This is a genomic window from Micromonospora ferruginea (genome assembly GCF_013694245.2).
In the GTDB taxonomy this organism is placed as follows: Bacteria; Actinomycetota; Actinomycetes; order Mycobacteriales; family Micromonosporaceae; genus Micromonospora; species Micromonospora robiginosa.
Map to the genome: position 1 here is coordinate 3,221,216 of NZ_CP059322.2, position 19,302 is coordinate 3,240,517.

The following is a 19,302-nucleotide window of genomic DNA, read 5'->3' on the forward strand; positions in this document are numbered from 1 at the left end:
CCCGGATGAACATACGTTCATGAACATATGTTCATAATGTCACCGGTCGTTACCGTACGTCAACCCGGCAGGCGGTTTCGGGTCGGGAACCCGGGGGTAGCTGTGGCCGTTGATGAAACTGACCACGCACGCCACCAACCTGCGCCGCGCGGCGAAGAACCTGTTCGGCTGGACCGCGCTGCGGCCCAACCAGCTCGCCGCCATGCGCGCCGTCATGAAGCGCCACGACGCCCTGGTGGTGCTGCCCACCGGGGCCGGCAAGTCGGCGATCTACCAGATCCCGGCCAGCCTCATCCCCGGCCCGACCGTGGTGATCTCGCCGCTGCTCGCGCTCCAGCAGGACCAGATCGCCGCGCTCAACGAACGCCAGCGGCCGGAGCTGCGCGCGGTGCGGATCAGCTCCGACGAGAGCGCCGCGCAGCAGGCCGAGGCGATCGAGGAGATCCGGCACGGCCGGGCCGAGTTCCTCTTCATCACGCCCGAGGCGCTGAGCAACCCGGACCGGCTCGCCGAGGTCCGCTCGCTCTCCCCGGCGCTGGTCGCGATCGACGAGGCGCACTGCATCTCGTCCTGGGGCCACGACTTCCGGCCGGACTACCTCGCGCTCGGCCACCTCATCGACGGCCTCGGCCGGCCGCCCGTGGTGGCGCTGACCGCCACCGCCTCCCCGCCGGTGCGCGACGACATCATCGCCCGGCTGCGGCTGCGCGAGCCCGAGGTGGTGGTGTCCGGGCTGGACCGGCCCAACCTCTTCCTCGAGGTGGCCTACTGCCCGACCGACGACTACCGGTGGCGGCGGCTGATCGCGCTGCTGCGCGACGACGAGCGCCCCGGCATCATCTACGTGCCGACCCGGCGCGCCGCCGAGGAGCTGGCGCAGCGGCTGACCGACGCGGGCTTCCCGTCCGAGTTCTACCACGGCGGCATGCCCACCGCGGCGCGGCACGAGCTGCACGAGGCGTTCCTCGCCGACCGGGTGCCGATCATGGTGGCCACCTCGGCGTTCGGGATGGGCATCGACAAGCCGAACATCGCCTGGGTGGTGCACATGGCGCTGCCCGACTCGCCGGACAGCTACTTCCAGGAGATCGGCCGGGCCGGCCGGGACGGCTCGCCGTCGCGGGTGCTGCTGCTCTGGCGCGCCGAGGACGTCGGGCTGCAGCGCTACTTCAGCGGCGGCCTCCCGGACGAGAAGGAACTGGGCGATCTCGCCGCGGTGCTGCGGAGCAAGGCCCGCACCCGCAAGGAGCTGCGCGAGCTGACCGGGCTGGGCCCGCGCAAGCTCGGCCAGTACCTCTCCCTGCTGGAGCAGATCGGCGCCGCCGAGCCCCGCGCCAAGCAGCGCGTCGGCGCGCCCCGCTACGCCCCGGACGCGCTCGAGGCCGGGCGGGCCGCGCGCGCCGAGGCGGAGCGGCAGCAGACCGTGACCCGGTCGCGGACCGACATGATGCGCGCGTTCGCCGAGACCACCGGCTGCCGCGGGCAGGTCCTGCTGGCCTACTTCGGCGAGCAGATGACCGAGGTCTGCGCGCACTGCGACAACTGCCACGCCGGCACCAGCGTGGCCAACGACGGCGCGGTGGGTCCGTTCCCGGTGCACAGCCAGGTCCGCCACGGCGAGTGGGGGCCCGGCCTGGTGCTCAACTACGAGGACGACCGGATGACCGTCCTCTTCGACGAGGTGGGCTACAAGACGCTGTCCGTGCGCGTGGTGTCCGAACAGGGCCTGCTGGAGCTGGACTAGCCTGACCCGGGCACCCGTGGCGGTGCCCGTCGACAACGACGACCACGGCGAAAGGAACCAGATCGTGATCGAGCAGCCGGCGTACACCCGGTTCGGCGTCTCCGACGAGGAGTGGGGGCTGCTGGTGGGTCTGCCGCAGGCGGTGATCACCGCCGCGGCCGCGGCCGAGTCCGACGGCACCCGGCGGACGATGGCCGAGAACGCCGCCGGGTTGGAGACCATCGCCGCCGGCCGTGAGTCGGCCAGCCCGCTGGTGGCGGCCGTGGCCGGGGAGGTCGTCTCCCGGGTCGGCGACCCGGAGGCCGGCGCGGAACTGCCGGTGATCACGCCGGACGACCCGACCGCGATGATCGAGGACGTGCTGGCCCGCGCCGGCCAGGCCTCCGCCCTGCTCACCGGCAAGGTGGACGAGGGGCAGTCCGGGGCCTACCGGCACTGGCTGGTGGAGATCGCCGAGCAGGTGGTGGGCGCCGCCTCCACCGGCGGCATCCTCGGCATCGGTGGGGACGTGGTGAGCGACTCGGAGCGCCGGTTCCGGGACCGGCTGTCCCAGGTGCTCAACGACTGAGCGGACTCTTAACAGAAGCTTTCACGTCCGTCAATGACGGAGGTCACGCCCCACGGATGGTCGCTTTTCGGCCCCGTGGGGCGTCGTGTTTGTGGAGGGATGTCGAGTGACCACGGGGGTCGTTGATGGACACACCGATGCAACCGCAGATTTTCGACACCGCGGCGATACCCGCCCCCGAACGCTTCGGGCTCTGGCTGGAGATGCTCGCCCGGACGCCGACGTTGATGCGGGTCCGTACCGAGCACGCCGACAACTTCGAGGCGCGGGCCGAGTTCCTGGAACTGGGACCGATGCAGCTCATCCGGCACCGATACCCGTCGCTGCACGGCACCCGGAACCGCAAGCTGATCAGCCGCTCCGAGGCCGACTGCTACCTGCTGGCCCTGACGCTCGTCGGCACCGGCATCGCCGACCAGGACGGGCAGCGGGGCGTCTGCCCGCCCGGCGACCTCACGTTCTACGACTGCGCCCGACCCCAGGAACTCATCCACCACATCGACGGTGACCGGTCCGCCGCGTCGATCGTGGCGCTCATCCCGTACGACGCGCTGCCGCTGCCGCACCGCCGGCTCACCCCGCTGTTCGCCAGCCGGATGTCCGGCCGCGAGGGCGTCGGCGCGCTGCTCGCCGACTACCTCATCCGGATCACCGGCCACCCGGAGCAGTACCACGCGGCCGACGCCGAACGGCTGGGCGGCGTCGCCCTCGACCTGGTCGCCACGCTGCTCGGCCGGCACCTGGTCTCCGAGGACGCGGTCCCCACCGAGGTCCGGCGCCGCGCCCTGCTGTCCCAGGTGCAGGCGTACGTGCGGCAGCACCTCGGCGACGCGACGCTGGATCCGGGCACGATCGCCGACGCCCACCACATCTCGGTGCGTTCCCTGCACCGGCTCTTCGAGGCCGAGGAGACGACCGTCGCGGCCTACATCCGCGACGAGCGGCTGGCCCGGTGCCGTCGGGACCTCGCCGATCCCGCCCTGGTCAGCCGCCCGATCCAGCTCATCGCCGGCCGCTGGGGCTTCCGGGACAAGGCCCACTTCTCCCGCGCCTTCCGGGCCGCGCAGGCGGAGACGCCGCAGGCGTACCGGACCCGGCACCTGGAACGGGCACGGATCGTCAACAGCGCGGCATCCGAAGTCAACCCGGCGCGTACAGACTGAACCCGGGCCGGCGTCGGCACCTCGGCGGTGGCCCACCGGTAACGGGGGGCCGTGGCGTGGCGCCCGCGGCTGTCCAGCCGCGGGTGGCCCGCCCCGGTGGCCTCCCGGCGACGCACGACCCCGGTCTCCGGCCCCGCCGCTTCCCCCCAGGACCGACGGGGCCGGTCGGGTCAGTCGGCCTCCTCCTCCAGCAGCGTCAACACGAACTTCTCCACCGCCTCGCGCGGCATCTCCGGGCGCACCGGCGCCAGCACCCCGTCGTGGTAGAGGTCGACCACGCGCGGGTCCACGTAGGACGTCCGGGCCACCGTGGGCGTGTTGCCGAGCAGTTCGGCCACCGAGCGCATCACCGCCGCCACGGCCCGCCGGCGGGCGGTGGCGGAGCGCTGCGGGCCGACCGAGGCCAGCTCCGCGGCCGCCAGCACGGTGGCGTGCCAGGTGCGGAAGTCCTTCGCGGTCATCTCCCCGCCGCTGGCGTCGCGCAGGTAGTCGTTCACCTCGTCGCTGCGCACGTCGCGCCAGGCCCGCCCGTCCCAGTAGCCGAACAGCCGCTCCTGCGCGCGCCGCCGCCGGCGCAGGTTCACCAGCACCTGGCACAGCTCGGCGTCCTCGATCCGGCGCACCTGCGCGATGCCACCCTTGGCCGGGAAATCGAAGACCACGCACCCGCCGCGCGACCGGGCGTGCTCGGGGCGCAGCGTGGCCACCCCGAAGGTGGGGTCGTCGCCGGTGGCGTACTGGTCGCTGCCGACCCGGAACGCGCCCATGTCGAGCAGCCGCGCCACGGTGGCCAGCACCCGCTCCCGGCGCAGCCCGCGCAGCGCCAGGTCGTGCGCCACCCGGTCGCGCAGCGCCGGCAGCCGGTGCGCCACCTCCAGCACGTGGTCGAACTTGGCCTCGTCGCGCTTGCGGCGCCACTGCGGGTGGTAGACGTACTGCTTGCGCCCGGCCGCGTCGACGCCGGTGGCCTGGATGTGCCCGTTCGGGTACGGCGAGATCCACACGTCCCGCCAGGCGGGCGGGACGACCAGCTCGCGCAGGCGCGCCAGCTCGTCCGGGTCACGGACCGGCTCGCCCCGCGCGTCCAGGAAGAGCCAGCCCTTGCCGCGTCGCCGGCGGGCGTACCCCGGCCGGCCCGGGTCACTACGCCGCAACCGCACCGGACACCCGTTCCACCTCGGCCACCGCCGCCACCACCTCGTCGATCCCGATGGCATCCAGATTCGGGTGCGTTCCTACCCCGCGCGAACCGGTCGAATCACGGTCGGATCCGACAGGTTCGCTGGTGCCGAGCACCCGGTGCCGGGGCCGGTCGACCGGCGGACCCCAGTGCGCCGCCGGCACCGGCCCGAACAGCACCACCGAGGCGGTGCCGTAACCGGTGGCAAGGTGGGCCACGCCGGTGTCGCCGCTGACCACCACGCGCGCGTCGGCGACCAGCGCGGCCAGCTCGGCCAGGCCGGTGCGACCGGCCAGCACCGCCGACGGCGGCAACCCGGCGTCGGCGGCCACCCGCGCGGCCAGCGCCCGCTCGTCCGCCGAGCCGGTGAACACCACCCGGTGCCCGCGCGCGGCCAGCGCCCGGGCCACCGCGGCGAAACGGTCCGCCGGCCAGCGCTTCGCCGGCACCTTGCCACCCGCGTGCAGCACCGTCGCCCCCACCGGTACGCCGGCCGGCGCCGGCCGGCGCAGCGCCAGGTCACCCGGGTCGGCCGGCAGGCCGTACGCGTGCAGCAGCCGGCACCAGCGGCGGACCTCGTGCTCGTCGCCGTCCCACGCCGGCCCGTCGAGGTGCCCGGCCGACGGGTTGCGGTAGGCCAGCAGCCGCCCCGCGCCGGTGGCGGCCAGCGCCCGGTGCGACTCGGGTCCCCGGCCGTGCAGGTTCACCGCCAGCTCCGGCGGCGGCCCGGTCCACCCGATCCGCTCCGGTCCGGTGGTGTCCAGCACCCGGTCGACCGCCCCGGTCAGCTCCGCCAGCGGCGCCAGCCAGGCCGGTGCGGCGAGCACCAGCTCCCGCCCGGGCAGCCCGGCGCGCAGGCCGCGCAGCGCCGGGACCACGGTGGCCAGGTCGCCGACCCCGAGCGCGCGCAACACCAGGATCACGGGTACGAGGACTCCTGCTCGGCGCAGACCACCATCTCGCGGACCGCGCAACCGGCCGGCTGGGAGAGCGCGAACATCACCGCGGCGGCGGTGTCGGCCGGTTCGTTGAGCACCGCGTCCGGCCCGGGCCGGTACTGCGCGTCCCGCTGGTCGAAGAACGCGGTCCGCATGCCACCGGGGACGAGCAGGGTCACCCCGACCGCGCCGGCCAGTTCGGCGGCGAGCGCCCGGGTGAAGCCGACCACCCCGAACTTCGCCGCGCAGTACGCGGTCGCGTCGCCCACCGCCTTGACGCCGAGCGTGGAGGCGACGGTGACCACGGTGCCCCGCGACTCCTCCAGATAGGGCAGCGCGGCCCGGATCACCGCCGCGGTGGCGAGCAGGTCCACCGTGACGATCCGCTCCCAGGTCTGCGCCGGCACGTCGGCCAGCTTGCCCGGCACGTCCATGCCGGCGGCGGTGACCACGGCGTCCAGCCCACCGGCGCGTTCCGCGAGGTCCCGGGTGGCGGCCTCGGCGGCGCGGGTGTCGGCCAGGTCGCACTCGACCCAGGGCACCCCGCCGGCGGGCGGCTGCCGGTCCAGCACGAGGGGACGGCCGCCGGCGGCGGCGACCGCGGCGACCACCGCCGCGCCGAGACCGCTGGATCCGCCGGTGACCAGCACGGTGCGCCCGGTGCCGGGCGCGTCGGCGCTCATGTTCATCGTGCTCCCTTCGCCGTGGACCGGACGACCGGCTCCCGGACGGTTCCGGCCGGGGCCACCGTGCCGGCCCGCCAGCCGGCGCGGGCCGCCGCGATCATGTCGGTGGTGGACCGCCCGTCCAGGTACGGCACGACCACCGTGTGCCCACCCCAGCGGGCCAGGATCTCCGACTCGGGCAGCGTCTGGGCGCCGCCGCCGCTGGCGTAGTCGCCGCCCTTGACCCAGATGTCCGGGCGCAGCCAGGACAGCGCCGCGTGCGGCGTCGGCTCGTCGAAGACCAGCACCGCGTCGACGCAGCCGAGCGCGGCGAGCAGCCGGCTCCGGTCGCCCTGCGGCACGACCGGCCGCTCCGGCCCCTTCAGCCCGGCCACCGAGGCGTCGGAGTTGAGGCAGACGACCACGCAGTCGCCGAGCAGGCGGGCCGCTTGGAGAGTCGCCACGTGCCCGGCGTGCAGCAGGTCGAAGCAGCCGCCGGTGGCCACCACGGTGCCGCCGGACGCGCGTACCCGGGCCACCACCTCACCGGCGGCGTGGGCGCCGATCCGGTCCCCGCCGGCGGTGACCACGGCCGGGGCGACGGCCACCGGCGGCGCCGGCAACGCGGTGGCCACTCCCCCGCCGGCCACGTACGCGGACGCCTCGGTGACCGCCTCCTGGACCGCCTCGGACACCAGCGCGCCCCGGGCCAGCGCCAGCGTGGCGGCGGCGGCGAACCGGTCCCCGGCGCCGCAGGTGTCCCCCTCGGCGGCCGGCGCCGGCACCACCAGCGGGGTCGAGCCGGCGTGGCAGAGCAACGCGCCGTCCCCGCCCAGCGTCACCACGACCGCGCCGGCCTGCCAGCGCCGGCGCAACGCCTGGGCGCTGCGTGAGGCGTTCGCCAGCCGGGACCCACCCGGCGGTGTCTTCGCCAGCTCACGGGCCTCCGGCTCGTTCGGGGTGGCCAGGTGCACGCCGGGAACCGCCGCCGGGCCGCGCGGGTGCGGGTCCCACACCACCGGTGCGCGGGTGGCGGCCAGCGCGGCGCGCAGCGCCCCCTGGCCGGCGACGCCCCGCCCGTAGTCGCTGACCAGCACCGCGGACGCGCCGGCGAGCAGCCGCAGCACCGCCTCGCTCGGCTCACCGGGCACGCCCGTCGCGCCGCCCCGGTCGTGGCGCAGCAGCACCCGCCCGCGCACCCGCAGCCGGATCTTCTCCGGGGTGGCGCCGGCCAGCGGCAGCGCGTACAACTGCACCCCGGCGGCGGCGAGCAGGGTGCCGAGGCGCGCGCCGCCGGCGTCGTCGGCGACGGCGGTGACCAGCGCGACCTCGGCGCCCTGCGCGGCCGCGAAGACCGCGGCCAGCCCGGCGCCACCGGGGCGGTCGACGGATGTGGTCTCGTCGAGCACCGGCACCGGGGAGTCCGGGCAGAGCCGGTTCACCAGCCCCTCGACGTCCCGGTCCAGCAACGTGTCACCGAGCACCACCACGGGTCCCGCCATGCTCGACCTCCTCATCGGGTCTGCACCTCCGGATCCGGGTCGCCGAGCACCACCTCGACACCGGTCCGCACGCCGCCGGCCGGGGCGCGGGCGGCGAGCGCCGCCGGCAGCGCCGCGTCGACGTACTCGCAGAGCACGTGCACGGCGACCAGGTGGAGTTCCTGGACGACCTGGCTGTCGGGTGAGTCGACGGTGAGGGCGTCGTGGCAGAGGTCGGCGAGGGGGTTGGGGGCGGGGCCGGTGAAGGCCCAGGTGCGCAGGCCGGTGGCGTGGGCGGCGTGGGCGGCGGTGAGGAGGTTGGGACTGGTGCCGCTGGTCGACATGAGCAGCAGGAGGTCGTCGGGTCGACCGTGGGCGCGGACCTGGCGGGCGAAGATGTCGTCGTACCCGTAGTCGTTGCCGATGGCGGTGAGCGCGCTGGTGTCGGCGTGCAGGGCGATGGCGGACAGCGGCTGGCGGTCGTCGCGGAGCTTGCCGACGAGTTCGGCGCTGAGGTGCTGGGCCTCGGCGGCGCTGCCGCCGTTGCCGGCCACCAGCAGCCGCCCGCCGGTGGCGAGCCGGTGCGCCAGGTCACCGCCCCAGCGGGCCAGCAGGGGCTCCACCTGGCGCAGCGGCAGCAGGGCGGCGGCCAGCCGGGTCAGGTGGTCCGCCAGCACCGTCGGACCGCCGTGGGGTGCGGCCGCCATCAGGCGACCACCCGGGTGGGCCGGCCCACGGTGGCCACCTCGCCGTAGAGCTCGCCGAGCCGCTCCGCCGCGGTGGCCCAGGAGTAGTGGGTGCGGGCCCGCTCCAGCGCCGCGGTGGCGTAGGCGAAGCGGCGGATCCGGTCGCCGAGCAGGCCGCGGATCGCCGCGCCGAGCGCCGCCGGTTCGCGGGCCGGCACCAGGTCGCCGGTGCGTCCGTGCACCACCGTGTCGGTGAGCCCGCCGACCGCGGTCGCCACCACCGGGACGCCGCAGGCCATCGCCTCCAGCGGGGTGAGCCCGAACGGCTCGTACCACGGCGCGGCGACCAGCACGTCCGCCGAGCGGTACCAGCGGGCCATCTCCTCGCGGGGCACCGCGCCGACGAGGCGTACCCGGTCGGCGATGCCGAGCGAACGCGCGAGCGCGCGCAGCCGCAGCGCGTACGGGTCGGTCTCCAGCAGCCCGGCCGGTGGCCCGCCGACCACCACGCACTCGGCGTCCGGCACCGCGGCGACGGCCCGGATGACGTCCTGGAAGCCCTTGCGCTCGACCAGCCGGCCGACGGTGAGGATGCGGGCCCGGCCGCCGTCGGAGTCGGCGGCCGGGCCCAGCGGGCCGAACGTGGACAGGTTCACCCCCGACGGCACGACCGTCATCCGGGATCGCGGCACGCCGAGCCGGACCAGCTCGGCGACCTCGTCCTGGCACTGGGCGACCACCCGGTCCACCGAGCGGCCCAGCTCCCGCTCGTGGTCGATGCGGCCCGGCGGGCTGGTGTCCTGGGCACCCTGGTGGCGGCGCTTGACCGTGCCGAGCGCGTGGTAGGTCTGCACCACCGGCACGCCGCTGCGCCGGGCCGCGGCGAGCCCGGCCAGGCCGCTCATCCAGAAGTGCGCGTGCACCACCTCGGGCTGCCAGTCACCGGCGCGCCACCGGTCGGCCAGCCAGTCGGAGAACGCCGGCATGTACGGCAGCAGGTCGTCCTTGGCCACCGGCTCGGCGGGGCCGGCGGGCACGTGCACCACCTGGTAGCCGTCGGCGGTGTGCACGGTCACCGGCAGGTCCACCGCGTCGAGGCGGGTGTAGACCCGGACGTCGTGGCCGGCGGCCGCGAGCGCGGCGGAGAGCTCGGCGACATGCGTGTTCTGGCCACCGGCGTCCTCCCCGCCGAGGACGGCGAGCGGGCTGGCGTGTTCCGAGATCATCGCGATGCGCATACTTCCTCCTCCAGCAGCCGGTCCCAGTCGGCGAGGAAACGCTCCAGGCCGTAGCGGTCGCGGGCGGCGGTCCGGGCCGCGGCGCCCGCCCGGCGGGCGGCCGCCGGGTCGTCCAGCAGACCCCGGGCGGCCTCGACCAGCACGTCGACCCGGGTGGAGAGCGCGCCGGCGGCGGGTGGCACCGCCTCCACCGCCTCGGTGGTGGCGAGCGCGACGACCGGCATGCCGATGGTCATCGCCTCGACGAGGCTGAGCCCGAGCGACGTCCACCGGCACAGGTGCAGGTAGGCGCGCCGCCTGCCCAGCTCGGCGTGCATGGCGTGCTGGGGTACGTCGTCGTGGCTGGTCAGCCGCTCCTCGGGCAACCCCAGGTGGGCGGCGAGCCCGGCCACCTTCATGCCGTAGACGTCCAGCGGGGCCACCGCGGCGAACCGGGCGAGCAGGTCAGTGCCGGTGACCCGCCAGCGGCGTACCGGCTCGTTGACGACCACGGCCAGGCGGTCCAGTTCGCCGGTCCACTCGACCGCCGGGGCGACCACGCCGTGTTCCACCACGGTGGTGCGGGTGCCGCCGTTGTCCCAGAACAGCTCGTTGAAGTGCGTGACGTGGGTGAGGAGCAGGTCGTCACGGTCGGCCATCGGGTGGCGGGTGTTCGGCACCTCGCCCTTGGGGGTGTTGTGCTCGACGTAGATCGCCGGCACGTCCCGGCCCACCCGGCGGCCCAGCCACTCGCCGGCCAGGTCGAACTCCTCGGGTCGTTGCAGGATCACCAGGTCGACGTCGGCGCGGGCCAGGTCCTGCGGGGTCACCTCGACGGCGTTGTCCGGCCACGGGTAGGTGCGCGCCCGCCCCAGGCCGTACGGACCCCGGTCCGGGGTGACCGGCACCAGGTAGCGGTGTTTGCCGTGCACGAAGGACGTCGTCCAGGAGCCGTGCACGTGCCAGAGCAGGATGTTCATGCGGCCACCCCGAGCAGTCGCAACGCCTCCAGCACCCGGCCCGGTTCCACCGCGGACAGGCACGGATGGCCGGGCACCGGGCAGGTGGTGGCGCGGGTGTCCCGGCAGGGCGCGGCGGCGTCGCCGAGGCGGACCGTGGGCACCCGGTAGGGCCCCCACTGGCCGAACGGGACGGTGGGGGCGAACAGGCTGACCACCGGCACGCCCAGCGCGGCGGCCAGGTGCGCCGGGCCGGTGTTGCCGACCACCAGCGCCCCGGCCCGGGCGATCACCGCCGCCAGCTCGTCCAGCCCGGTCCGTCCACCCAGGTCGGTGCCGCCCGCGGCGGCGACCCGGGCGGTCAGCTCGCGCTCGTCCGGCCCGCCGGTGACCACCACCCGGTGGCCGGCGGCGGAGAGCACCCGGACCACCCGGGTGGCCAGCTCGACCGGGCAGGCGCGGGTCTCCACCGAGGACCCCGGGTGCAGCACCACGTAGCCGGGCGGTCCGGCGGCGGCCGGGACCGGCGGCAGGCGGTCGGTGCGCAGTCGTAGCCCCGGCTCGTCGTCGGGCGGCAGCGGATAGCCGGCGGCGGCGGCGAGGGAGAGGGCGCGCTCGGGTTCGGGTACGCCGACGGGAACGCGGTGGCGGGTGTCGAGCAGGGCGCCGGGGTAGTCGTCGCTGATGGCGCTGATCCGGGGTACGCCGGCGAGCCGGAGCAGCAGGGCCAGCGGCAACGGTGACTGGTGGAACGAGGTGAAGACGACCGCCTCGTCGGCGCGCACGGCGGCGAGCCGCTCGGTGAGGGCGCGCATGTCGTGCGGGTCGACCGGCGGGGCGGGGGCGTCGATCCAGGGCAGCGGGCATTCGATGATCTCGTCGACACCGGGCAGCAGGTCGGCGGCGGCACGGCCGCGGGGGCCGCAGAGCAGCACGACCCGGTCCGCGCCGGCCGCGACGGCCCGGATCCCGGGGCCGGTGACCAGCACGTCGCCGGCCGCGTCGCTGCGTACCACGAGCACCGTGCCCCGGCCGGGTCGACGGGCGGTCCGCGGCCCCTCCACCAGCCGCATCCGGGCCAGGATGGTGTCGACCGCGTCGGGCAGGTCGGCGGCGACGGTCGGCGCGGCGGCCACCTCGGCGTCGCGGGTGGCCGGCGTGGGCACCATGACGGCGGCGGCGCCGGCCGCCGCGGCGGCGGCCATGTCGGCGCCGATGTCGCCGACCAGCACGCAGCGGCTCGCCGTGGTGCCGAGCGCCCGGGCGGCGGCGTGCACCATGCCCGGGGCCGGCTTGCGGCAGGCGCACCGGTCCGGCTCCGCGTGCGGGCAGATCTGCCAGTTGTCGAACGGTCCGAGCAGCTCCTCCACCCGGGCGTTGACCCGGCGCAGGTCGTGCGCGGTGAAACAGCCGCGGGCCAGCCCGGACTGGTTGGTCACCACGGCCAGCCGCAGCCCGGCCGCGCGCAGCCGGTCCAGCGCCTCCCGGGCGCCCGGCACCGGCCGGACCTTCTCCGGGTCGCCGTTGTAGGGGACGTCCTCCACCAGCGTGCCGTCCCGGTCGAGCAGCACCGCCTCGTACAGGCCGCGCGGGACGCCGCCAACCGGGTAAACCCCGGCTGACCTGCACTGATCCCGCTCGTGGTCCCGTCGCACGGGCGGCGGGTTCCCGACCCCCCGAGGAGTAAACGTCAACTTCGGATACCCGCCGACCCGGAGAAGCTAACCCGGCCGTTGTTAGCGGGAGCCTCGGCGGGGTACCGAACTTTCGTGGCGGTTGTGGAGAAAGTGATCGACGCGTCCCCGGAGCGGGTCTTCGAGGTGCTGGCCGACGGGTGGACCTACAGCGACTGGGTGGTGGGCACCGCGCACGTGCGCGACGTGGACGACGCCTGGCCGCGGGTGGGCAGCCGGCTGCACCATCGGGCCGGTCCGTGGCCGCTCTCGCTCCAGGACGCCTCCACCGTGCTGGAGTGCCGGGCGCCGGAGCGACTCGTGCTGCGCGCCGGGCTCTGGCCGGCCGGCGAGGCGATCGTGGCGTTCGTCCTGGAACGGCTGCCGGACGGCCGGACCCGGGTGACCATCGGCGAGGACTTCGCGGCCGGACCGCTGCGCTGGGTCCGCACCAAGCTGAACGACCTGGTGCTGCATCTGCGTAACAAGGAGACGCTGGCCCGGCTGTCGGACATCGCGACCCGACAGCAGCCGGACCGGTGAGTGGGCCGCTCCCGGGGCGTCACTGCGAACCCTGCGAAGCGGACTGGCTACCCTCTCAGGTGAACCTGTCGGCCGACCGAGGAAGTCCGTGATGATCCAACCCGTGCAGTTGCCCTCCCCGTGGGCGGACGCGCGCCTGACCGTCGTCGTTCCGACCTACAACGAGGCGGGCAACCTCCCGGTGGTGGTCGAGCGCCTCCTCGCGCTGCCGCTGCCGGGGTTGAAGGTGCTCGTCGCGGACGACAACTCCCCCGACGGCACCGGCGAGGTCGCCGACAAGCTGGCCATCGAGCACCCGGACCGGGTGCTGGTGGTGCACCGCCCCGGCAAGGAGGGCCTCGGCCGGGCGTACGTGGACGGCATCGGCCGCGCGATCGAGGACGGCGCGGAGTTCGTCGCCCAGATGGACGCCGACCTGTCGCACCCGCCGGAGGCGCTGCCCGGCATGCTCGGCGCCCTGCTCTCCACCCAGGCGTCCGTGGTCATCGGCTCCCGCTACGTGCCCGGCGGGGAGCTGGACGAGAACTGGCCGCTCTACCGCCGTGCGCTCAGCGGCTGGGCCAACCTCTACGTGCACACGCTGCTGCGGGTGCGGATCCGCGACCTGACCGCCGGCTTCAAGATCTGGCGCGCCGACGCCCTGCGCGACATCGGGCTGGACCGGGTGCAGTCCAACGGCTACAGCTTCCAGGTGGAGATGCACTACCTCGCCACCAAGCTGGGCCACACCATCCTGGAGGTGCCGATCCGCTTCGAGGAGCGCCGCGACGGCGACTCGAAGATGACCACCGCCACCAAGATCGAGAGTGCGCTGATGCCGTTCAAGCTGCGCACCCGGCACCGCAACCTCGACTCCTGACCCAGGCCACGGCCACCCGTCGCACTCATCACGCTGCGTCATTCTGACGCAGCGTGATTTTGCGTTCCGCCCGGCTTCACCCCCGCCGCCGCCTTTGCTCTGCAGCCATCGGCGCAGCACCAACCTGAGCTGCGACGACGAAAATCGGCCATCGGGCGGCCAGCCGGGCCGTCGGCACCCTGAGTTACCGCTGCGTCCATGGCTGCAGAGCAAAGGCGGCGAGGAGGTCTACCTCCGGCACGGCGGGCAGTCACCCTGAGCTACCGGGTTGCGGCGATTGCCGGGCACCCGTGCGCATCGCCTTCCCCCTGGAGGCCGGGTAACCGGCACCGGTCGTCCGCCGTGGTCGCCGTCCGCCGCGCGGCGGCCCGCCGTCGAAGCCGACGGCGGGCCGGCACACGCCAGCGGCGGCGACAGCGGCGACAGACGGTGCTGCGCGGGCAGGTGGCCGGGCACCGAGCCCAGACCTCGGCGCGTCAGGGGTAGACGGCGCGGTGGGCGGCGGCGACGGCGCGGGCGTACATCTCGCCGGTGAGCGCCCGGTCGCGGGCCAGCGCGGCGCGGGCGGCGTTCGCGCCCGGCGCGCCGTGCACGCCACCGCCCGGGTGGGCCGAGGCGCTGGCCAGGTAGAGCCGGTCCACCGGGGTGTCGGCACGGCCCAGACCGGGGATCGGCCGCAGGAACAACTGCTGGTAGGCCGCCGCGGTGCCGCCGCCCAATGCGCCGCCCACCAGGCTCGGCTCGGCGGCCTCGAGGTCGGCCGGACCGGCCACGTGCCGCCCGACGACCGACGCGCGGAAGCCCGGCGCGGCGGCCTCCAGCACCTCCTCCATCCGCTCCACGTGCCCGGCGACGTCCTCGGCCCGCCAGTGCCGGCGGAACGGCAGGTGGGTGTAGGACCAGAGCGACTCGGTGCCCGGCGGCGAGTGGCTCGGGTCGGCCACCGTCATCTGCCCGACCAGCAGGAACGGGTCACGCGGCACCTCGCCCCGGGCCAGCGCCGCCGCGTACGTGGTGAGGCCGTCGAGGTCCGCGCCGAGGTGCACGGTGCCGGCGCCGGCCAGGTCGCGGTTGCGCCACGGCATCGGCGCCGACAGCGCCCAGTCGACCTTGAGCGTGGAGCCGTCCCACCGGAAGTGCGCCAGGTCCTCGACCAGCCGGGGCGGCAACACGTGAGCGCCGACCAGGTCGAGGTAGAGCGCCGGGGCGGGAACGTCGGCGAGCACCGCCCGGCGGGCCCGCCAGTCGGTGCCGTCAGCGGTCCGTACGCCCATGGCGCGGCCCCGGGCGGTGAGCACCCGCTCGACCCGGGCCTCGTACTCGATCCGGCCGCCGCGCTCGACCAGCCGGGCCACCAGCGCGTCGGTGATCCGCTGCGCGCCGCCCACCGGCACCGGCCAGCCGACCTGCTGGCCGAGCATGGCGAGCAGCCAGCCGTACACCCCGGAGCCGGCCTCCTCCGGGGACAGGTCGGTGTGCAGGGCGCAGCCGGCCAGCAACGCCGGCCCGCCCTCGCCGTCGAAGAGTTCGGCGCCGAGCTTGCGCACCGGAAGCACCAGCCGGCGGGCCAGCCGCAGCGCGCCGGCCACCCGGAGCCTCCGCAGCAGGCCCAGCCCGCCACGGACCGGCGGGAACGGGCTGGTGATGGCGTCCAGCATCGGCTCGGCCACCTGGATCCAGTCCGCGTACGCGTGCCGCCAGCGCTCCCCGTCGCCCGGGGCGAACGCCTCCAGCGACGCGGCGGTGACGTCCAGGTCACGGTTGACCACCGCGGCGCGACCGTCCGGCAGCAGGTGGGCCAGCACGTCGGACGCGTGCGTCCAGGACAGGCCGTGCCGTTCCAGGCGCAGGCCGTTCAGCACCGGGGAGGCGAAGCCGAGCGGATAGAAGGAGCTGTAGAGGTCGCTGAGGTAGCCCGGCGCGGTCACCTGCGCGGAGCGCACCGCCCCGCCCGGCGCCCCGGTGGCCTCCAGCACGAGCACGTCCCACCCCGCGTCGGCCAGCAGGTTCGCCGCCACCAGCCCGTTGTGCCCGGCCCCGATGACGACCGCGTCGGCGGTGGAAATCATCCGATCCGCCTACCCGGCCGCTCACCGGGCGAAACGCGTTTGCCTCGCTCGAACCGGGGCAAGCACGGGCATGTACACGGTTGCGCAGCTCATGGGTGGGGTGTGGGGCGCCGGGGGCGAGGGCGGCGAACTGGTCGTGCACGACCCGGCCGACGGGACGCCCGTCACCCGGGCGCCGGTCGCCACCGCGGACGAGGTGGCCAAGGCGGTGGAGGCGGCCCGGGAGGCGGCGGCGGAATGGGCGGCGACCGCCCCGGCGGAGCGGGCCGCGGCGCTGCACCGGGCGGCGGACGCGGTCGAGGCCGCCGCCGAGGAGCTGGCCCGGGCGACCACCGCGGAGATGGGCAAGCCGCTCGACGACGCCCGGGGCGGCGTGGCGGCGGGCGTGGGCACGCTGCGGCAGTACGCCGAACTGGCCCCGGTGCGCGGCGGCCGGACGTTGCACGGCGGCCACGACGCGCTGGACTTCATGACGCCCGAGCCGCGCGGGGTGGTCGCCGCGATCACCCCGTGGAACGACCCGGTGGCGGTCTCCTGCGGCCTGCTCGGCGCGGCGCTGGTGACCGGCAACGTGGTGCTGCACAAGCCGAGCGAACGCGCCCCGGCCACCGGCTGGCTGCTGGCCCGGGCGCTGGACTCGGCGTTGCCGGCCGGTGTGCTGTCGCTGCTGACCGGCGGTGGCGAGGTGGGCGCGGCGCTGGCCGGTCAGGACGGGCTGGACGTGGTGGCGCACGTCGGTTCCACCGCCACCGGCCGGGCGATCGCCGTCGCCGGCGCCCGCACCGGCGCGAAGGTGCTGCTGGAGAACGGCGGCAGCGACCCGCTGCTGGTGGATGCCGGCGTCGACCCGGTCTGGGCGGCCGAGCAGGCGGCGACCGGCTGCTTCGCCAACGCCGGGCAGATCTGCGTCGCGGTGGAGCGCGTCTACGTGCACCGCGACGTCGCCGGGGACTTCGTCGACGCGCTGGTGGCCCGCGCCGAGGCGCTCGTCGTCGGCGCCGGCGCCGACCCGGACACGCAGCTCGGTCCGCTGGTCGACCGGCGGCACCGGGACCACGTGCACGGGCAGGTCACCGCCGCGGTGGCGCAGGGCGCCCGGGTACGCGCCGGCGGCGCGCTGCCGGACGGGCCGGGCGCGTTCTACCCGGCCACCGTGGTCGAGGGCTGCCGCCACGAGATGGTGCTGGTGCGCGAGGAGACGTTCGGCCCGGTCGCCCCGGTGGTGGTGGTCGACTCGTTCGACGAGGGCCTGCGCTGCGCCGCCGACTCCCCCTACGGCCTGGCCGCCACCGTGCTGACCGGCTCGATGAGTCACGCCCAGCGGGCCTGGCGGGAGCTGCCGGTCGGGACCGTGAAGATCAACTCCGTGTTCGGCGGCGCGCCGGGCGGGGCCGCGCAGCCACGCCGGGGCAGCGGCCAGGGCTTCGGGTACGGCCCGGAGCTGCTCGACGAGTTCCGCACCGTGAAGGCGGTGCACCTGGAGGCGCCGGGCGGCGGCCACTGGTGAGACGCACACGAGCCCGGGACCGTGACGGTCCCGGGCTCGTCGTCGTACCGTCGCGGGTCAGCGACCGCCGCGGGCCTTGCGGGTGGCGTTGTCGTTCGCCTTCTCGATCGCCTTCACCAGCTCCGGCTTGGTCATCCGGGAGCGGCCCCGCACGTCCAGCTTCTTCGCCACCTCCATCAGGTGGTCCTTGGTGGCGTTGGCGTCGACGCCGCCCGCGGTCGGCGCGCGTCGCGCCGGTCCGCCGCCGGCCGCCTGCCTGTCGCTCGGCCCCTTGCGACCCTTGGCCTCCCAGTGGTCGCCGACCTTCTCGTAGCCGTGCTTGACCGCGGCGAAGGCGGCGCGGTGCGCGCGCTCGCCCTCGCCGTACGTCTCGACCGCCGAGTCGTGCGTCTTCTCCCAGGTCCGCTGCGCCTTGGCCGGGGAACGTTTCAACGTGCTGGGGAGCACCTCGCGCCCGGGCATCTCGTCCACCTCCGTCTCGATCGGGTGTCAGTTGTCGTTCCCGCCCGCTCCCGGGGCAAACCGGTGCGCGGTTTGTCGATTTCCGCCGTGGGGTACCGCCCGGCCACGCCCCGGTGGCGCACCCGGCGCGTGGAGGAGGCGGTCATGACGGCGACGACACCACCCGCGGTCGACGGTCGGACCCGGCCCCGGTTCCCCCGGCGGATGCGCCAGCTCAACTGGCGCACCTGGCGGGGGGTGCTCGTGCGCAGCGGTCAGGGCTTCGTCAAGGACAACTGCGCCGACTGGGCCGCCGCGCTCACCTACTACGGGGTGCTGGCGCTCTTCCCGTCCACCGTCGTGGTGGTCGCCCTGGTCGGCCTGGTCTCCGACGGCCCCCGCACGGTGGACACGGTGATCGACCTGGCCCGGGAGATCGGCGCCGGGTCGGTGGTCGGCAACGACGCCTTCGTGAGCGTGGTGCGCAACGTGGTCGAGCAGCAGGGGCCGGCGAAGGCGCTGCTGAGCTTCGGTCTGCTCGGCGCGCTCTGGTCGGCCTCCGGGTTCATCGGCGCGTTCACCCGGGCCTCCAACGCGATCTACGGGGTCGAGGAGGGGCGGCCGTTCTACCGCCTGCGCCCGTTGCAGATCGGCATGGCCGCGGTGACCCTGCTGCTGCTCGCGGTGGTCGCCACCGCGCTGATCGTCAGCGGCCCGGTCACCGACGCGGTGGGCGACCGGCTGAACGCGGGCGGGCTGGCCCGCACCACCTGGTCGGTGGCGAAGTGGCCGGTGCTCGCGCTGGTCGCGATGACGTTGCTGTCGCTGCTGTTCTGGATCGCGCCGAACGTGCGGCAGCCGCGTTTCCGCTGGCTCACCCCGGGCGGCGCGCTGGCGCTGGTGGCCTGGGTGGTGGCGTCCTTCGGCTTCGGTCTCTACGTGGCCAACTTCGCCTCGTACGACGTGACGTACGGCAGCCTCGGCGCGGTCATCGCGTTCCTGGTCTGGCTCTACCTGTCGAACTGCGCGCTGATGCTCGGCGTGCAGGTCAACGCGGAGTTGCAGCGGGGCCGGGCGATGCAGGCCGGCGTCGAGCACCCGGACGAGCCGGTGCTGCCGCCCCGCTCCCCGGCGGACTCCTGACCGGTTTACCGGCGGTTCCCCGGGGCATCTCCCAAGGCATGGAACGTGGCAGCAGCAAGCACTCGCCGAGGGTCGACGACCAGATGAGCAGCGAGGTCAGCGGCCTGGTCCAGGGCCCGGGTGCCGGCGGCTCCCGGGTCGACGAGTTCCGCCAGCCGGAGCCGGCCGGCGAGGACCAGCCGGAGGCCACCACGGCGCCGGCCGGCGACCTGCGCACCGGCTCCCCGCAGGGGATGAGTTCGGAGGACGTGGAGGCGCGCAGCCGCCTCGGCCGGTTCATCACGATGACCGCCCTGCCCGGTGACCGGGACGCGCTGGTGGCCAACGCGCGGGAGAACGAGGCGCCGGCGGACATCGTCGCCGCCCTGGAGGGCCTGCCGGACGGCACCCGTTACCAGACGGTCTCCGAGGTGTGGGCCGCGCTCGGGCACCGGAACGAGACGACGCGCTGGTGAGCGGACCGGCC

General features: G+C 75.3%; 18 protein-coding genes. 8 read left to right on the forward strand and 10 right to left on the reverse strand.

Annotation, left to right across the window (positions count from 1 at the left end):
* Positions 1 to 112 precede the first annotated feature (112 nt).
* From H1D33_RS13760 to H1D33_RS13770, 3 genes are all read left to right on the forward strand, one after another.
* Positions 113 to 1,744, forward strand: coding sequence for a RecQ family ATP-dependent DNA helicase (locus tag H1D33_RS13760; RefSeq protein WP_181567700.1), 1,632 nt, complete (start codon positions 113 to 115; stop codon positions 1,742 to 1,744).
* Between the two features lie 64 nt (positions 1,745 to 1,808).
* Positions 1,809 to 2,312, forward strand: a complete 504-nt coding sequence (locus H1D33_RS13765; protein ID WP_181572748.1) for a hypothetical protein — start codon at positions 1,809 to 1,811, stop codon at positions 2,310 to 2,312.
* A gap of 137 nt (positions 2,313 to 2,449) precedes the next feature.
* Positions 2,450 to 3,475 (forward strand): AraC-like ligand-binding domain-containing protein, encoded by a 1,026-nt coding sequence (locus tag H1D33_RS13770; RefSeq protein WP_246411387.1) that lies wholly within the window; start codon positions 2,450 to 2,452, stop codon positions 3,473 to 3,475.
* A 170-nt stretch (positions 3,476 to 3,645) separates the two neighbouring features.
* Here H1D33_RS13770 and H1D33_RS13775 read toward each other — a convergent pair whose 3' ends face one another.
* The 8 genes from H1D33_RS13775 to H1D33_RS13810 are packed head-to-tail and all read right to left on the reverse strand — an operon-like array spanning position 3,646 to position 12,256.
* On the reverse strand, positions 3,646 to 4,635 hold the full coding sequence (locus tag H1D33_RS13775) for a DNA topoisomerase IB (protein ID WP_181567698.1): 990 nt from the start codon (positions 4,633 to 4,635) through the stop codon (positions 3,646 to 3,648).
* The gene (locus H1D33_RS13780; protein WP_181567697.1) at positions 4,619 to 5,578 is read right to left on the reverse strand and encodes a glycosyltransferase family 9 protein; all 960 of its coding nucleotides are present in this window, start codon (positions 5,576 to 5,578) and stop codon (positions 4,619 to 4,621) included. The genes H1D33_RS13775 and H1D33_RS13780 overlap by 17 nt, the downstream gene beginning before the upstream one ends.
* The gene (locus H1D33_RS13785; protein ID WP_181567696.1) at positions 5,575 to 6,276 is read right to left on the reverse strand and encodes an SDR family oxidoreductase; all 702 of its coding nucleotides are present in this window, start codon (positions 6,274 to 6,276) and stop codon (positions 5,575 to 5,577) included. The genes H1D33_RS13780 and H1D33_RS13785 overlap by 4 nt, the downstream gene beginning before the upstream one ends.
* 2 nt (positions 6,277 to 6,278) lie before the next feature.
* Positions 6,279 to 7,745 (reverse strand): PfkB family carbohydrate kinase, encoded by a 1,467-nt coding sequence (locus H1D33_RS13790; protein WP_414685541.1) that lies wholly within the window; start codon positions 7,743 to 7,745, stop codon positions 6,279 to 6,281.
* Positions 7,746 to 7,771: 26 nt separating this feature from the next.
* The gene (locus tag H1D33_RS13795; protein WP_181567694.1) at positions 7,772 to 8,446 is read right to left on the reverse strand and encodes a D-sedoheptulose-7-phosphate isomerase; all 675 of its coding nucleotides are present in this window, start codon (positions 8,444 to 8,446) and stop codon (positions 7,772 to 7,774) included.
* Positions 8,446 to 9,663: a glycosyltransferase gene (locus H1D33_RS13800; protein ID WP_181567693.1), complete on the reverse strand. Its 1,218-nt coding sequence runs from the start codon at positions 9,661 to 9,663 to the stop codon at positions 8,446 to 8,448. The genes H1D33_RS13795 and H1D33_RS13800 overlap by 1 nt, the downstream gene beginning before the upstream one ends.
* Positions 9,648 to 10,622, reverse strand: a complete 975-nt coding sequence (locus tag H1D33_RS13805) for a glycosyltransferase (RefSeq protein WP_181567692.1) — start codon at positions 10,620 to 10,622, stop codon at positions 9,648 to 9,650. Before H1D33_RS13805 ends, H1D33_RS13800 begins: the two co-directional genes overlap by 16 nt.
* On the reverse strand, positions 10,619 to 12,256 hold the full coding sequence (locus H1D33_RS13810) for an HAD-IIIA family hydrolase (protein ID WP_181567691.1): 1,638 nt from the start codon (positions 12,254 to 12,256) through the stop codon (positions 10,619 to 10,621). Before H1D33_RS13810 ends, H1D33_RS13805 begins: the two co-directional genes overlap by 4 nt.
* 114 nt (positions 12,257 to 12,370) lie before the next feature.
* Between H1D33_RS13810 and H1D33_RS13815 the strand changes: the two genes are divergently transcribed.
* Positions 12,371 to 12,817, forward strand: coding sequence for an SRPBCC family protein (locus H1D33_RS13815; RefSeq protein WP_181567690.1), 447 nt, complete (start codon positions 12,371 to 12,373; stop codon positions 12,815 to 12,817).
* Between the two features lie 91 nt (positions 12,818 to 12,908).
* The gene (locus H1D33_RS13820) at positions 12,909 to 13,676 is read left to right on the forward strand and encodes a polyprenol monophosphomannose synthase (protein WP_181567689.1); all 768 of its coding nucleotides are present in this window, start codon (positions 12,909 to 12,911) and stop codon (positions 13,674 to 13,676) included.
* Between the two features lie 476 nt (positions 13,677 to 14,152).
* Here H1D33_RS13820 and H1D33_RS13825 read toward each other — a convergent pair whose 3' ends face one another.
* A complete protein-coding gene (locus H1D33_RS13825; protein ID WP_181567688.1) occupies positions 14,153 to 15,745 on the reverse strand; it encodes a phytoene desaturase family protein in 1,593 nt (530 codons plus the stop codon).
* Between the two features lie 70 nt (positions 15,746 to 15,815).
* Between H1D33_RS13825 and H1D33_RS13830 the strand changes: the two genes are divergently transcribed.
* On the forward strand, positions 15,816 to 17,252 hold the full coding sequence (locus H1D33_RS13830) for an aldehyde dehydrogenase family protein (RefSeq protein ID WP_181567687.1): 1,437 nt from the start codon (positions 15,816 to 15,818) through the stop codon (positions 17,250 to 17,252).
* A gap of 57 nt (positions 17,253 to 17,309) precedes the next feature.
* Here the strand turns inward: H1D33_RS13830 and H1D33_RS13835 are convergent, their stop codons facing one another.
* The gene (locus H1D33_RS13835; protein ID WP_181567686.1) at positions 17,310 to 17,714 is read right to left on the reverse strand and encodes a ChaB family protein; all 405 of its coding nucleotides are present in this window, start codon (positions 17,712 to 17,714) and stop codon (positions 17,310 to 17,312) included.
* Positions 17,715 to 17,858: 144 nt separating this feature from the next.
* Between H1D33_RS13835 and H1D33_RS13840 the strand changes: the two genes are divergently transcribed.
* Both H1D33_RS13840 and H1D33_RS13845 read left to right on the forward strand, forming a co-directional pair.
* Positions 17,859 to 18,836 (forward strand): YihY/virulence factor BrkB family protein, encoded by a 978-nt coding sequence (locus tag H1D33_RS13840; RefSeq protein ID WP_181567685.1) that lies wholly within the window; start codon positions 17,859 to 17,861, stop codon positions 18,834 to 18,836.
* A 38-nt stretch (positions 18,837 to 18,874) separates the two neighbouring features.
* Positions 18,875 to 19,291 (forward strand): DUF2795 domain-containing protein, encoded by a 417-nt coding sequence (locus H1D33_RS13845; protein WP_181567684.1) that lies wholly within the window; start codon positions 18,875 to 18,877, stop codon positions 19,289 to 19,291.
* Positions 19,292 to 19,302: the final 11 nt, after the last annotated feature.

What these genes read in the sequence shown, in the direction of transcription:
- H1D33_RS13760 (WP_181567700.1), top strand. Translation starts at nt 113, where the DNA reads ATGAAACTGACCACGCACGCCACCAACCTGCGCCGCGCGGCGAAGAAC.
- H1D33_RS13770 (WP_246411387.1), top strand. Translation starts at nt 2,450, where the DNA reads ATGCAACCGCAGATTTTCGACACCGCGGCGATACCCGCCCCCGAACGC.
- H1D33_RS13785 (WP_181567696.1), bottom strand. Translation starts at nt 6,276, where the DNA reads ATGAGCGCCGACGCGCCCGGCACCGGGCGCACCGTGCTGGTCACCGGC.
- H1D33_RS13795 (WP_181567694.1), bottom strand. Translation starts at nt 8,446, where the DNA reads ATGGCGGCCGCACCCCACGGCGGTCCGACGGTGCTGGCGGACCACCTG.
- H1D33_RS13800 (WP_181567693.1), bottom strand. Translation starts at nt 9,663, where the DNA reads ATGCGCATCGCGATGATCTCGGAACACGCCAGCCCGCTCGCCGTCCTC.
- H1D33_RS13805 (WP_181567692.1), bottom strand. Translation starts at nt 10,622, where the DNA reads ATGAACATCCTGCTCTGGCACGTGCACGGCTCCTGGACGACGTCCTTC.
- H1D33_RS13820 (WP_181567689.1), top strand. Translation starts at nt 12,909, where the DNA reads ATGATCCAACCCGTGCAGTTGCCCTCCCCGTGGGCGGACGCGCGCCTG.
- H1D33_RS13825 (WP_181567688.1), bottom strand. Translation starts at nt 15,745, where the DNA reads ATGATTTCCACCGCCGACGCGGTCGTCATCGGGGCCGGGCACAACGGG.
- H1D33_RS13830 (WP_181567687.1), top strand. Translation starts at nt 15,816, where the DNA reads ATGTACACGGTTGCGCAGCTCATGGGTGGGGTGTGGGGCGCCGGGGGC.
- H1D33_RS13835 (WP_181567686.1), bottom strand. Translation starts at nt 17,714, where the DNA reads ATGCCCGGGCGCGAGGTGCTCCCCAGCACGTTGAAACGTTCCCCGGCC.
- H1D33_RS13840 (WP_181567685.1), top strand. Translation starts at nt 17,859, where the DNA reads ATGACGGCGACGACACCACCCGCGGTCGACGGTCGGACCCGGCCCCGG.
- H1D33_RS13845 (WP_181567684.1), top strand. Translation starts at nt 18,875, where the DNA reads ATGGAACGTGGCAGCAGCAAGCACTCGCCGAGGGTCGACGACCAGATG.